Raw genomic sequence first — 12977 nt, 5'->3', positions numbered from 1 at the left:
CATATGCTGTGCAGGCGCGCAGAACCGGCGCGCGCCCAGGAGCCTGGACGAAGGAGTGCCATGCAGGCGGACCTCGACGTGCTGACGATCGGACGCAGCAGTGTCGACATCTACCCCCTCGAGATCGGCGTCGGCCTCGAGGACGTCACGACCTTCGGCAAGTTCCTCGGCGGAAGCCCCACGAACGTCGCGGTCGCCGCAAGCAAGCTGGGCCGACGCTCCGGCGTGGTGACCGGAGTCGGCCAGGACCCGTTCGGCCGCTACGTCGCCCGCGCGCTGCGCGAGTTCGGCGTGGACGACGGCGGCGTCCTCGCCCTCCCGGACGTCGCCACGTCGCTGGCGTTCTGCGAGATCCACCCGCCGGACGACTTCCCGCTCTACTTCTACCGCGCCGAGCCCTCCCCCGAGCTGCGCATCGGCCCGGACGACCTCGATCTCGACGCCGTCCGCGGCGCCACGCTGCTCTGGGTGAGCGCGAGCGGGCTCAGCCGCGAGCCCAGCGCGACGATGCACCGGGTCGCGATGGCCGAGCGCGCCGGGCACCCCGGTCGCACGGTGCTCGACCTGGACTACCGGCCCACCTTCTGGGACTCCCCCGCTGCGGCGCACGACGGCGTGGGACGCGTCCTCGCGACGGCGAGCGTCGCCGTCGGGAACCGTGAGGAGTGCGAGGTCGCGGTCGGCGAGACCGATCCGGACCGCGCGGCCGACGCGCTGCTGTCGGCCGGCGTCGAGATCGCGATCATCAAGCAGGGGCCGCGCGGCGTGCTCGGCAAGACCGCGCACGAGCGGGTCGAGGTCGAGGCCACCCCGTGCGAGGTCGTCAACGGCCTCGGCGCCGGGGACGCGTTCGGCGGCTCGCTCTGCCACGCGCTGCTGGCCGGCTGGTCGCTCGAGGAGACGCTGCGGTTCGCGAGCGCCGCGGGCGCGATCGTCGCGTCCCGCCTGGCGTGCTCGACCGCGATGCCCACCGAGTCCGAGGTGCGCGAGGTCCTCGCGCTCGGCCGCGTCCCGGCGGGGCTGCGATGACCGCCGCGCCCCGGACGCACCTGTCCACCCGCGACCTCACCGCCCTGCGCTTCGCCGACCCGGGCGCCTTCCGCGCGCTGCTCACCCAGCGCCGGCCCTTCGCGGGCGTGCCCGACGGCGAGAAGCTCCTCGTCATCGCGGCCGACCACCCCGGCCGGGGTGCCCTGGGCGCCGGCGGGGACCCGATGGCGATGGCCGACCGGCTCGACCTGCTGGACCGGATCGTCGTGGCGCTCGGCCGACCCGGCGTGCACGGGTTCCTCGGCACCGCCGACCTCGTCGAGGACCTCGCCGCGCTTGGCGCCCTGGACGGCCGGCTCGTGCTCGGCTCGATGAACCGCGGCGGCCTGCACGGCGCGACGTTCGAGCTCGACGACCGCTTCACGGGCTACGACGCGCCCGGCATCCTCGCGGCGGGCCTCGACGGCGGCAAGATGCTGCTCCGGCTCGACCTCGACGACCCGGGCAGCCTCGCCACGCTGCACGCGTGCGCGGACGCCGTCGACGCCCTCGCGGCCGAGCGGCGGATCGCGATGGTCGAGCCGTTCCTGTCCCGCCGCGTCGACGGCCGGGTGCGCAACGACCTCAGCACCGACGCCGTGCGCACCTCCACCGCGATCGCGTCGGCTCTCGGCAGCACGTCCGCGTACACCTGGCTCAAGCTGCCCTACGTGCCCGAGATGGAGCGCGTGATGGCGGCGACCACGCTGCCCGCGCTCATCCTCGGCGGCGAGGTCGGCGCGGACCAGGAGGCCACCCTGGCCGACTGGCAGGCGGCGCTCGCGCTGCCCGGGGTGCGCGGGCTCGTCGTCGGGCGCTCGCTGCTGTACCCGCCCGACGGCGACGTGGCGGCCGCGGTCGACGCGACCGTCGCGCTGCTGTAGCGAGCTACCGGCGGCATCAGGCAGATCCAGCAGCAACACCATCAGTGACCACCATCAGTGACGAGGTGAGGATGAACGACACCGACCGGTACGTCCGGCGGGCCGGCGACGGGCCGCAGGTCGTGGACGTCACGCCCGAGTCCGCGGGCTGGGCGTGGAGCGGGCTGCGCGTGGTCGAGCTCGGCCCCGACGCCCCGAGCGTCACGTGGGCCCTGGATCGGGACGAGGCGCTCGTGGTGCCGCTGCGCGGCGGGGTGGTGCTCGCCGTCGAGCTCCCCGACCCGAGCGCCGCGGAGGTGGACCGGACCAGCAGCCGAACCGTCACGCTGACGGGCCGCGCGTCGGTGTTCGCCGGGCCGACGGACGTCGCGTACCTGCCGCTCGGGGCCGTCGTGACGGTGACGGCGGCGCCGGGGGCGTCAGTGCAGCACGAGTCGACCCAGGAGCCGCCGGCTGAGCCGAGAACAGTGCGGGTCGCCCTCGCGACGGCGCGCGCGAGCCGCGCGCTCCCGCTGCAGGTCCTCCCGGCCGCCTCGGCGCGGGTGGACCTGCGCGGCGCGGGCGCCGCGAGCCGTCGGGTCACGAACTACACGCTCGACACCGAGGTGGCGATCGACCACCTCCTCGTCTGCGAGGTCGTCACGCCGGGCGGGAACTGGTCCTCCTACCCGCCGCACAAGCACGACGTGCACTCCGACGCCGACGGCTCCGCCGAGCGCAAGCTCGAGGAGATCTACTACTTCGAGGTCGCCGACGGTCCGGACGGCACGCCCGGCGTCGGGTACCACCGCACCTACGGGACGCCCGAGCGCCCGATCGACGTGCTCGCCGAGGTCCGCACCGGCGACACCGCGCTCGTGCCGCACGGCTTCCACGGCCCGTGCACCGCGCCGCCGGGCTTCGACCTGTACTACCTCAACGTCATGGCCGGCCCGGCCACGGACGGCCGCTGGCTCTCGACCGACGACCCCGCGCTCGCCTGGGTGCGCGCGACGTGGCCGGACCAGCCGGTCGACCCGCGGCTCACCCACCAGCCCACGTCCGATGTCAAGGAGTCGAGATGACCAGCGCCACCGTCCGCCTCACCACGGGCCAGGCGCTCGTGCGCTTCCTCGCGCACCAGTGGACCGAGCGCGACGGCGAGCGCCGCCGCCTCTTCGCCGGCGTCTTCGGGATCTTCGGCCACGGCAACGTCGCCGGTCTCGGGCAGGGCCTGCTCCAAGCGCACGTCGAGGCCGTCAAGGCCGGGTACGCCGGCGAGGAGCACGGGCCGGACGAGCTGCCCTACCTGATGGCGCGCAACGAGCAGGGCATGGTGCACGCTGCCGTCGCGTACGCGCGCACGACCAACCGGCTGCAGACGTTCGCGTGCACGGCGTCGATCGGCCCGGGCTCGACCAACATGGTCACGGGCGCGGCGCTCGCGACGATCGACCGCATCCCCGTGCTGCTGCTGCCCTCGGACGTCTTCGCGACCCGGCTGCCCGACCCCGTGCTCCAGCAGCTCGAGCACCCGCTCGGGCCGGACGTCACCGTCAACGACGCGTTCCGCCCCGTCTCGCGCTACTTCGACCGGATCTGGCGCCCCGAGATGCTCCTCGCGTCCGCGCCGCAGGCGATGCGGGTGCTCACCGACCCCGCGGAGACCGGCGCCGTGACGCTCGCGCTGCCGCAGGACGTGCAGGCCGAGGCCTACGACTGGCCGCGCGAGTTCTTCCGCGACCGCACGTGGCACGTCGCGCGGCCGGTGCCCGAGCCCGCGGCCCTGGCGCGCGCCGTCGCGACCATCCGCTCGGCCCGGCGTCCCCTGCTCGTGGCGGGCGGCGGCGTCGTGTACTCGCAGGCGAGCGACGCGCTGCGCGCCTTCGCCGAGGCGACCGGCATCCCCGTCGCGGACACGCAGGCCGGCAAGGGTGCTCTTCCCTGGGACCACCCGCTCGCCGTCGGCGGGGTGGGTGCGACCGGGAACGACGCGGCGAACGCGCTCGCGGCGAGCGCCGACGTCGTGATCGGCGTGGGCACCCGCTGGACGGACTTCACGACGGCGAGCCACACCGTCTTCGCGCACGAGGACGTCCGCTTCGTCAACCTCAACGTCGCGGCGTTCGACGCCGCGAAGCACGCCGCCGACATGGTGGTCACGGACGCCCGGACCGGGCTCACCGCGCTGGCCGACGCGCTGGCCGGGTACCGCCCGGAGGACGGCTACGGCGACGAGATCGCCGAGCGCGTCGCGGCGTGGCAGGGCGTGACGGACGCCTGCTACGACGGGACGTTCGAGGAGGCGGGCCAGGGCGAGGGCGGCGACGACGCTGTCGACGAGACCGGCGCGCCCCGCCGGGAGCGCACCGCGATGGCGCAGACTCAGGTGTTCGGCGTGCTCAACGAGCTCATGCGCCCCACGGACGTGCTCATCAACGCGGCCGGCTCGATGCCCGGGGACCTGCAGTGCCTGTGGCGCGCGAGCAGCCCCGAGCAGTACCACCTCGAGTACGGCTACTCCTGCATGGGGTACGAGATCCCCGCGGCGCTCGGCGTCAAGCTCGCGCGGCCGGACGCGACCGTCGTCGCGATCGTCGGCGACGGCACGTACCAGATGGCGCCGCAGGAGATCGCGACGATCGTGTCGGAGGGGCTCGCCGTCGTGCTCGTGCTGCTGGACAACGGCGGGTACGCCTCGATCGGCGCGCTGAGCGAGTCGCGCGGCTCGCAGCGGTTCGGCACGCGCTTCCGCACCCGGAACGCCGGGACGCGGGCGCTCGACGGCGCGCCCACCCCGGTCGACCTCGCCGCCAACGCCGCGTCGTTCGGCGTCCGGGTGATCCGGGTGACCACGCCCGAGGAGCTCCGCGCGGCGTACCTCGAGGCGGCCGCTGCCGACGAGACGACGATCGTCCACGCCGTCACCGACCTGTACGGCCCCAACCCGCCGGGCTCGGCCTGGTGGGACGTGCCGGTCGCCGAGACCTCCACCCTGCCCAGCACGCAGCGCGCCCGGGCGGAGTACACCGCAGCCCGCGCCGCGCAGCGCACCTACCTGTGACCCGTCCGAAGGAGCCCGCCATGACCGCGACCACGCCCACCACCTCCGCTCCCACTGACTCGACCGCGACTGCGAGCACGACCGTGACGCACTGGATCGACGGCGCCGAGCGCGCCTCGACCGGCGACGCCGAGCAGCCGGTCTTCGACCCCTCGACGGGTGAGGTGATCGGCGCAGTGGCGCTCGGCAGCGTCGACGACGTCGACACCGCCGTCGCCTCCGCGGCCCGCGCGGCGGAGAGCTGGGGCCAGCTGTCGCTGGCCAAGCGAGCCGGCGTGCTGTTCCGGTTCCGCGAGCTGCTCGTGGCGCACACCGACGAGCTCGCGGCGCTCGTGAGCCGCGAGCACGGCAAGACGATCCCCGACGCCAAGGGCGAGATCGGCCGCGGGCTCGAGGTCGTGGAGTTCGCGTGCGGCATCCCGCAGCTGCTCAAGGGCGAGCTGTCCGACCAGGCCGCGACCGGCATCGACGTGTTCTCCTGGCGCGAGCCCCTGGGCGTCGTCGCCGGCATCACGCCGTTCAACTTCCCCGTCATGGTGCCGCTGTGGATGGCGCCCGTGGCGATCGCCACGGGCAACGCGTTCGTGCTCAAGCCGTCCGAGCGCGACCCGGGCGCCTCACTCTTCCTCGCGCGGCTGTGGCAGCGGGCCGGGCTGCCCGACGGCGTGTTCAGCGTGGTCCAGGGCGACAAGGTCGTCGTGGACGCGCTGCTGCACCACCCGGACGTCGCGGCCGTCTCGTTCGTGGGCTCGACGCCGATCGCCCGGTACGTGCACGACGTCGCCGCCGCGCAGGGCAAGCGCGTGCAGGCGCTCGGCGGCGCGAAGAACCACGGCGTCGTGCTCGCCGACGCCGACCTCGACGACGCCGCCGACCAGCTCGTCGCAGCGGCGTACGGCGCCGCGGGCGAGCGGTGCATGGCGCTGTCGGTCGCGGTGGTCGAGGAGTCCGTCGCGGACGCGCTCGTCGAGCGCCTCGCGGCGCGGGCCCGTTCCGTGAAGGTGTCGGCGGGCGACCAGCCGGGCGCCGAGATGGGCCCGGTGATCACGGCCGCCGCCAAGGCGCGGATCGAGGGGCTCATCGACTCGGCCGAGGCCGAGGGCGCGACGCTCGTCGTCGACGGCCGCGGGTACGTCGTGCCCGGCTACGAGAACGGCTTCTTCGTGGGGCCGACCCTCGTGGACCACGTCTCGCCCGAGCACACCGTGTACGAGGAGGAGGTCTTCGGACCGGTGCTCGACGTCGTGCGCGTGTCCGGCCTCGCCGAGGCGATCGAGGTCGTCAACGCGAACCCCTACGGCAACGGGACCGCGATCTTCACCGCCTCCGGCGAGGCGGCGCGGACGTTCCGGCGCGGCGTGAAGGTCGGCATGGTCGGCGTCAACGTGCCGATCCCGGTGCCTGTCGCGTGGCACAGCTTCGGCGGCTGGAAGGACTCGCTGTTCGGCGAGAGCCACGTGTACGGGCCCGAGGGGATCCGGTTCTACACGCGTGGCAAGGTGGTCACGCAGCGCTGGCCGCACCGGGACGCGGGGCCTGCGGCCGTGTCCTTCCACTTCTCGGGCGACGCGCAGAAGTAGCCGCGGCGCCGCGCCCTCGATCTTTCCAACCCCTGCCCACCCGTTCGACCAGCCTGGAGACCCTCATGCTGAGCTTCGCGATCATCGGCGCCGGCCGCATCGGCGCCGTGCACGCGCGGTCCGTCGCCGCCCACCCCGCGGCGCGCCTCGCGCTCGTCGCCGACCCCGACGGCGAGGCCGCCGCCCGGATTGCCGGCTCGGTCGGCTCGTCGGGCGTCCGGTCCACGACCGACGTGGCCGACGTCTTCGCCGCCACCGACGTGGACGCCGTCATCGTCGGCTCGCCCACCCGGTTCCACGTCCCGCAGATCGTGGCCGCCGTCGAGGCCGGCAAGGCCGTCCTCACGGAGAAGCCGGTCGACCTCGACCTCGCGCGGGTCGACGAGTGCCTGGCCGCGGTCGGCGACCGCGCCGACCGGGTGATGGTCGGCTTCAACCGGCGCTTCGACCCCGGGTTCGCGGAGATCGCGCGGCGCGTGGCCGACGGCGAGATCGGCGCGCTCGAGCAGCTCACCATCATCAGCCGCGACCCGGCGGCGGCACCCGCGCCGTACCTCGTCGGCTCGGGCGGGATCTTCCGGGACATGACGATCCACGACTTCGACATGGCGCGGTTCCTGCTCGGGGAGATCACCGAGGTGTCCGCCGTCGGGCAGCACCTCGACCCCGACATCGCGGCGATCGGCGACTTCGACGCGGCCGTCGTCACGCTGCGCGGCGCCAACGGCGGGGTCGCCACGATCATCAACTCGCGGCACTGCGCGGCGGGCTACGACCAGCGGCTCGAGGCGTTCGGTCCGCTCGGCTCGCTCGAGGCGGCCAACCACACGGCCACCGCGGTCCGGTTCAACGGGCGCGGGGTCTCCGGCTCGTCGGGCCCGTACCTGGACTTCTTCCTCCAGCGCTACGAGCACGCCTACTCCGCCGAGCTCGACCACTTCATCACGGCGATCGAGTCGGGCGTGGCGCCGAGCCCGTCGCTGCGGGACGGGCGCGAGGCGCTCGTGCTCGCGGACGCCGCGACCGTCTCGGCCACGACGGGCGAGCGGGTGCGCCTCGGCGCGCCAGTCTCCGCCTGACCCCCAACCCTTTCTCGAGAGGAAGTTCGTCCTTTCTCGAGAGGAAGTTCGTCCTTTCTCGAGAGGATCTCCGTCGGCTCGGAGCCTCCGAGATCCTCTCGAGAAAGGACGGAGATCCTCTCGCGAACGGGGTGGCGGTACGCAGGTCCGACGGCACTAGTTCCACCCCTCACATGCAGGTCCACCACCGAACGACAACGAGAGAGAGACCATGAAGATTGCCGGTGCCCCGATCAGCTGGGGCGTGTGCGAGGTCCCGGGCTGGGGCTACCAGCTCGAGCCCGACCAGGTTCTCGCGGAGATGACCGAGCTCGGCCTTACCGCCACCGAGTTCGGCCCGCAGGGCTGGCTGCCCGAGGCTCCCGCCGACCGCGCCGCAGCCCTGAAGCCCTACGGCCTCGCCGCCGTCGGCGCGTTCGTCCCCGTCCTGCTGCACGACCCCGAGCACGACCCCCTGCCCGCCGTCGACGCCGAGCTCGACTCGTTCGAGGCCGCCGGCGGCGACGTACTGGTCCTCGCGGCGGCGTCGGGGCTCGACGGCTACGACGAGCGCCCCGAGCTCGACGACGCGCAGTGGGCCACCGTCTTCCGCAACCTCGACCGCCTCACGGCGCTCGCCGCCTCACGCGGCATCCGCGCATCGCTGCACCCGCACGTCGGCACGATGGTCGAGACGCGCGACGACGTGCTCCGCGTCCTCGAGGGCTCCTCGATCGCGCTCACGCTCGACACCGGCCACCTCCTCATCGGCGGCACCGACCCCGCGGCTCTCGTCGACGACTGGGCCGCGCGCGTGAACCACGTGCACGCCAAGGACGTCCGCGCCGACCTCGCCGCGAAGGTCCGCGCGGGCGAGCTCACCTACACCGAGGCCGTCCGCGAGGGCATCTACGTGCCGCTCGGCGAGGGCGACGTCGACCTCCCGCGGATCGTCTCGGCGCTCGGCGCGGCCGGCTTCGACGGCTGGTACGTCCTCGAGCAGGACACCATCCTCGACGGCGCCCCCGCGGGCGAGGGTCCCAAGGTCGACGTCCGGACCTCGAAGGCCTACCTCGAGTCGCTCGCCTGAGACTCACCCTCGCGCGTGCCCGACGGCGAGGCCCACCCTCCGTACGGAGGGTGGGCCTCGCCGTCGGGCACGCGTGCGAGGGTTCGGTGCGGACCGGCGCGGACCGGCGCGAAACCGGCCGCGACTGCGGTCGAGCGATGGCGACGCCGGCGGAACCGTGCCCCCTCTGCGAGAAGCACCGCGGGGTCGGTGAGCTCGTTGGGCCGGTGCTGTGGGCGGACGACCAGGTCGTGGTGAGCCACCGACCGCTCTCGCGCGCGACCGGCCTGGCGCTGGCAGGATCTCGACGCCGCGCAGGCGGCCGAGGTGGCCCGAGCGAGCTGGACCGCGGCCGCATCCTCGCCGACTGGTTCGACACCGAGCACGTCTTCACCGCGATCGTGGGCCTGGGCATCGCGCACTTTCACCAGCACGTGTTCGTGCGCGATCCGGGAACGCCCGCGACGGCGCCGTGGCACGACCCGGAGTCGTGGGACGAGGTGCCGCGCCTCGACGCGGGCGGGCTGGACCGCCTCGCCGACGCGCTGCGGGCCCGGTTCGACGCGCTGATGTAGCGGGCAGCGGGCGCCGCGCCGCGTCGGGTCGGCCCCGGGGGTCAACCCTGCGGACCCCGGTAGGCGATCCCCTCGACCATGACGAGGCAGTCGGCGTCGAAGAACTGCGTGGTCGCGGTCATCCGCGCGGGGTACTCACCGCCCGGGAAGTAGCGCTCGAACCGGTGCTCCATCGTGGGCAGGTCGGCGACGTCCCGCAGCCAGACGTTGACCTTGACGAGCGAGGTCAGGGACACGCCGTAGCCGCTGAGCGTTGCGGTGACGCCCTCGATCGCACCGTCGAGCTGCGCCACGAGGTCGTCGCCGAAGCCGCGGTGCAGGCCGAGGAACACGAGGTCGCCCGCCGCGACGGCGGCGGAGTAGCTGAACGGCGTGGCGGTGCGCGTGATGTCGGTCATGGCTCACAGACCCTTCCGTCGCCGTCGGCGTCGCGGTACCAGTCGTACTCGGGGTCCACGCCCTTGACGTAGGTGCCGTAGCCGTTGGCCCTCGCCTCCTTGCAGGTGCCGAACCGCGGGTCGGTGCTGCTCGCGGGCGCCGCGGCGGCTGCCTCCTGCGCCGCGACGGCGTCCTCGCGGGTCTGCACGTCGGTCTCGCGCGTCTGCACCGCGGCCTCGCGCTCGGCGACCTGGGTCTCGCGGGCGGCGAGGTCGCCGGCGGTCGTCGCGGCGGCCTCGAGCTCCGTGATCCGGTCCTCGGCGGTGGTGAGCTCGCCGTTGGCCTCGTCGAGGTCCTCCTCGAGCCCGTCCCGCTCGGCCTCGGTCGAGGCGAGCGTCGCGGCGACGGCCTGGTACTCGGTGCTCTGCGTGGGGTGAGGGTCGGCGCCCGCAGCCGCGGCGCCGAAGCCCATCCCGACGAGCAGACACGTCACCCCGGTCGCGATCGGCAGCACCCACGCACGACGGCGTCGCCTCGGTTCGGCGGCCTGCCCGCCCTGGTCCTCGGTGGCCTCGGGCGGGAGCGCGCCCCACGCAGGTTGTGCAGCGCCGGAGTCGGAGCCTCGGATCGCGGCTGTCTGGGCAACCGCGGTCTGTGCGACCGCGGACTCGGCGGCGGCGCCGGACTGCGCGGCCGTGGCGGCCCGGGTGTGCTCGGTCCACTGCGTGCCGTCCCACCACCGCTGGATGCGTGCGTCGGTCGGATCTGGGTACCAGTTCGGTGCTGCGGTCATGGGGGCCCCCGTGCTCGAGTTCGATGCCGTCCCCTGTGACGGACCGATCGACACTATCCGCGGGGACGCGGCCGCACGTGGGACGTTCGGCCCGCCGCAGTGAGACTCAGCAGCGCCTGCGGTGGCGCACCTCCGGTTCGGAGCGCTCGCTCGAACGGCCGGGTGCCACGAGCCGGTCGGCGTCCGACGTCTCGCGGCTCGGGGCCTCGCCGGCCATCGCGCTGCTCGTGGTGCGGTCGACCCGCGCAGCAGAACGCCGCGCGCGTTCCGCCAGGTGGGTGCCGTCCCACCGGCGCCGCAGCGGCGGCTCGGTCGAGTCCTGATACCAGCTCGGTGTTGCGGTCATGAGAGCCCCCCAGCTCCGTGAGACGCGCCGTCCCCCCAGACGACGGGCTCATCGTAGACCCGCGGACCGACTCGCTCGATCCGTCGCCGTTCCGGACGGGAGTGCCGGTGGTCAGTCGTACGTGACGACGCTCGCGCGCCGCTCGACCCCCGACGGCGCGAGGAGCTCCAACCGGGCCGGCCGCTCGACGTCGGGCTCGCCGTCGATCCGCTCGAACAGCACCCGCATCGCGAGCCGTGACAGCTCGCGCGGCTGCGGCGACACGTGCGTGACGGCGGGCTCGAGCGCCGCTGCGGTGACGTCGGTGCACAGGCTGACCAGCGACACGTCCTCGCCGACGCGCAGCCCGCGGGTGCGCGCGAGCTGCACGAGCCACTCGGTCACCTGGCCCGTCCACGCGAGGAGCCCGAGCCGGCGGCATGAGCGCGACCGACCTGCCCGCCGCGGACCTCGGGCTCGTCGCCGAGCTCGTGCTGGAGCACGCCTACGGCGCCCGCGAGGTTGTCGGGACGGACTGCGCCTGGCGGGTCGGGCGCGGCGGCGTGCGGCGCAACAGCCTCTACGACGGGTACGAGGTGGACCTGCGGGACGAGCCGCACGGCTGGGATCGCGCGGGTGTCGACGACTCGGGCTGGGTGCGGCGCGGGTGCTCGACGTGCCGATGTTGTGCTTCGAGCCGCGGATCGCGTCGCCCGTGCGGACCGTGGCCGAGGTGCCGGGCGTGGTGTCGGTGGGTTCGCCGTCGGGCACGCTGTCGGACGCGCGGGCGGGCGCGCCTGTGACGCGCGTCGACCTCCCCCAGAACATCACCGGCTGGCTCGGGCTGCGCTGCGCGGCCGCGCGAGCGACGAGCAGATCCTTCGCGAGCAGCTCGCGAGGACGTCCTCGGCGTTCGTCGCGCACGCGTTCCTGGTCTGGAGCGCGCGGCTGCTGGCGCGCGTCGAGCGCGTGGTGGGCGACGTCGCGCTGGCCGTGGCCGCCGATCTGCTGGCGGAGGAGGTCGCCGCGCGGACGTGGGCTCGGTGGCGCGAGCATGCCCTGGGCACGCAGACCGGGTGCGCGCTGGCGATCGAGCTGGGCGTCGCGCCCGAGGCGGAGCACGCCGTCGTGGGCGACCGGCTCGCCGCGCTCGTCCGGTCGAGCGACGGGCGGATCGCGACCGGCTTCCTCGGCACGCCGCACGTGCTACCCGCTCTCACGCGGACGGGGCACGACGCCGAGGCGTACCTCATGCTCCTGCGCGACGAGCCACCGTCGTGGCTCTACCAGGTGCGCCAGGGCGCGACCACCGTGTGGGAGCGCTGGGACGCGATCCGCGCCGACGGCTCGATCCACGACGGCCGCATGGCGCAGGGCGACGTGATGCTCTCGTTCAACCACTACGCCTACAGCGCGGTGATCGACTGGGCGTGTCGGCATGTCGCGGGCCTCGCCCCCGACCCGACGGACCCCGGCTACCGGACGCTCGTGGTCGCGCCGCGGCCGGCGCGGGCGCTGGGGCGGGCCCGCGCGTCGGTCCTCACGTCGTTCGGGCGTGCGGCGGTCGCGTGGTGGGCCGACGGTGAGGACCTGCTGCTCGACGTGGAGGTGCCGTTCTACGCGCGGGCGCGGCTCGATCTGGCGGTGTCCGCGCGGTCGCGGGTGGAGGTTGTGTCGGGTGGGGAGGACGGCCCAGTCCACGGTCGGGTGATCCGGGCCGACGCCGTGCTCCCCGCCGGAGCGCACCGGATCGTGGTGCGGCGGGCGCGGTTCGCGGACGTTTCGGTGGGTGGGGGTGGGAGTGCGGGGGCGGGGGGTGCGGGGGCGGGTGCGAGGGGCCGCGTCGTGAGCGGGGCCGCGTCATGAGCGGCGGGGCGCGCGACGGCGGGGCCTGAGTCCTGCGGCCAGCTCGCCTCGCGCGGAGGTCCAGACCGCGACGGATGGCACGGTCTGGTTCTCGGGAGCATGGCGGCGCACGACGGCGAACCTGCGTGGCTGGCCCCTGGTGCGTCGCGAGGCGGTTCAGTCTGCGACGGGTCGCACCGGCTGGCTCTCGGGTGGCGCGGCGGCGGACGACGGCGAACCTTCGTGGGCAGCACCGGTGCGTCGCGAGGCAGTTCAGTGCGCGACGGCTTGCACCATCTGGGCCTCGGCGATCGCCGCGGCGCACGACGGCGAACCTTCGTGGGTAGCACCGGTGCGTCGCGAGGCGGTTCAGTCCGCGACAGGTCGCACCGGCTGGC

General features: G+C 74.3%; 13 protein-coding genes and 1 pseudogene. 10 read left to right on the top strand and 4 right to left on the bottom strand.

Translation table 11 applies throughout. The annotated features are described in order from the left end of the window. Positions 1 to 60: 60 nt before the first annotated feature. The 8 genes from iolC to FH969_RS09695 all read left to right on the top strand — a co-directional run bounded on the left by iolC (position 61) and on the right by FH969_RS09695 (position 9238). A complete protein-coding gene (gene iolC / locus FH969_RS09730) occupies positions 61 to 1029 on the top strand; it encodes a 5-dehydro-2-deoxygluconokinase (RefSeq protein WP_139987103.1) in 969 nt (322 codons plus the stop codon). Next, positions 1026 to 1913 (top strand): Cgl0159 family (beta/alpha)8-fold protein, encoded by an 888-nt coding sequence (locus FH969_RS09725; protein WP_199916456.1) that lies wholly within the window; start codon positions 1026 to 1028, stop codon positions 1911 to 1913. Before iolC ends, FH969_RS09725 begins: the two co-directional genes overlap by 4 nt. Positions 1914 to 1984: 71 nt before the next feature. Continuing rightward, a complete protein-coding gene (gene iolB / locus FH969_RS09720; protein WP_139987102.1) occupies positions 1985 to 2977 on the top strand; it encodes a 5-deoxy-glucuronate isomerase in 993 nt (330 codons plus the stop codon). Next, positions 2974 to 4956 carry a 3D-(3,5/4)-trihydroxycyclohexane-1,2-dione acylhydrolase (decyclizing) gene (iolD, locus tag FH969_RS09715; protein WP_108718863.1) on the top strand — a complete coding sequence of 661 codons (1983 nt, stop codon included), beginning with the start codon at positions 2974 to 2976 and terminating at the stop codon, positions 4954 to 4956. The genes iolB and iolD overlap by 4 nt, the downstream gene beginning before the upstream one ends. 20 nt (positions 4957 to 4976) lie before the next feature. Continuing rightward, complete coding sequence (locus FH969_RS09710; RefSeq protein ID WP_139987101.1) at positions 4977 to 6536, top strand: CoA-acylating methylmalonate-semialdehyde dehydrogenase; 1560 nt, start codon at positions 4977 to 4979, stop codon at positions 6534 to 6536. A 65-nt stretch (positions 6537 to 6601) separates the two neighbouring features. Next, positions 6602 to 7615, top strand: coding sequence for an inositol 2-dehydrogenase (iolG, locus tag FH969_RS09705; protein ID WP_139987100.1), 1014 nt, complete (start codon positions 6602 to 6604; stop codon positions 7613 to 7615). Between the two features lie 211 nt (positions 7616 to 7826). Continuing rightward, positions 7827 to 8684, top strand: a complete 858-nt coding sequence (locus tag FH969_RS09700; RefSeq protein ID WP_108718860.1) for a TIM barrel protein — start codon at positions 7827 to 7829, stop codon at positions 8682 to 8684. A 233-nt stretch (positions 8685 to 8917) separates the two neighbouring features. After that, positions 8918 to 9238, top strand: a complete 321-nt coding sequence (locus FH969_RS09695; protein WP_180359747.1) for a hypothetical protein — start codon at positions 8918 to 8920, stop codon at positions 9236 to 9238. 41 nt (positions 9239 to 9279) lie between these two features. Here FH969_RS09695 and FH969_RS09690 read toward each other — a convergent pair whose 3' ends face one another. From FH969_RS09690 to FH969_RS16155, 4 genes and pseudogenes are all read right to left on the bottom strand, one after another. Then, complete coding sequence (locus tag FH969_RS09690) at positions 9280 to 9636, bottom strand: RidA family protein (RefSeq protein ID WP_139987098.1); 357 nt, start codon at positions 9634 to 9636, stop codon at positions 9280 to 9282. Further along, the gene (locus FH969_RS15475; RefSeq protein ID WP_218975300.1) at positions 9633 to 10409 is read right to left on the bottom strand and encodes a DUF2510 domain-containing protein; all 777 of its coding nucleotides are present in this window, start codon (positions 10407 to 10409) and stop codon (positions 9633 to 9635) included. The genes FH969_RS09690 and FH969_RS15475 overlap by 4 nt, the downstream gene beginning before the upstream one ends. A 106-nt stretch (positions 10410 to 10515) precedes the next feature. Next, positions 10516 to 10755, bottom strand: coding sequence for a hypothetical protein (locus FH969_RS09675; RefSeq protein ID WP_139987097.1), 240 nt, complete (start codon positions 10753 to 10755; stop codon positions 10516 to 10518). Positions 10756 to 10866: 111 nt separating this feature from the next. Further along, positions 10867 to 11256 (bottom strand): annotated as a pseudogene (locus tag FH969_RS16155) (substrate-binding domain-containing protein); the annotation flags it as partial. Between FH969_RS16155 and FH969_RS16150 the strand changes: the two are divergent. Both FH969_RS16150 and FH969_RS09665 read left to right on the top strand, forming a co-directional pair. After that, entirely contained in the window at positions 11175 to 11537 is a 363-nt protein-coding gene (locus FH969_RS16150) for an alpha-L-rhamnosidase N-terminal domain-containing protein (RefSeq protein ID WP_180359746.1), read from the top strand. The pseudogene FH969_RS16155 and the gene FH969_RS16150 sit on opposite strands and share 82 nt — an antisense overlap. Further along, positions 11422 to 12600 carry an alpha-L-rhamnosidase-related protein gene (locus tag FH969_RS09665; protein WP_180359745.1) on the top strand — a complete coding sequence of 393 codons (1179 nt, stop codon included), beginning with the start codon at positions 11422 to 11424 and terminating at the stop codon, positions 12598 to 12600. The genes FH969_RS16150 and FH969_RS09665 overlap by 116 nt, the downstream gene beginning before the upstream one ends. The last annotated feature ends 377 nt before the right edge of the window (positions 12601 to 12977 follow it).

Source organism: Miniimonas arenae (assembly GCF_006351005.1).
In the GTDB taxonomy this organism is placed as follows: Bacteria; Actinomycetota; Actinomycetes; order Actinomycetales; family Beutenbergiaceae; genus Miniimonas; species Miniimonas arenae.
The sequence above is the reverse complement of the archived record's forward strand: the minus strand, read 5'-3'. Positions and strand labels throughout refer to the sequence as shown.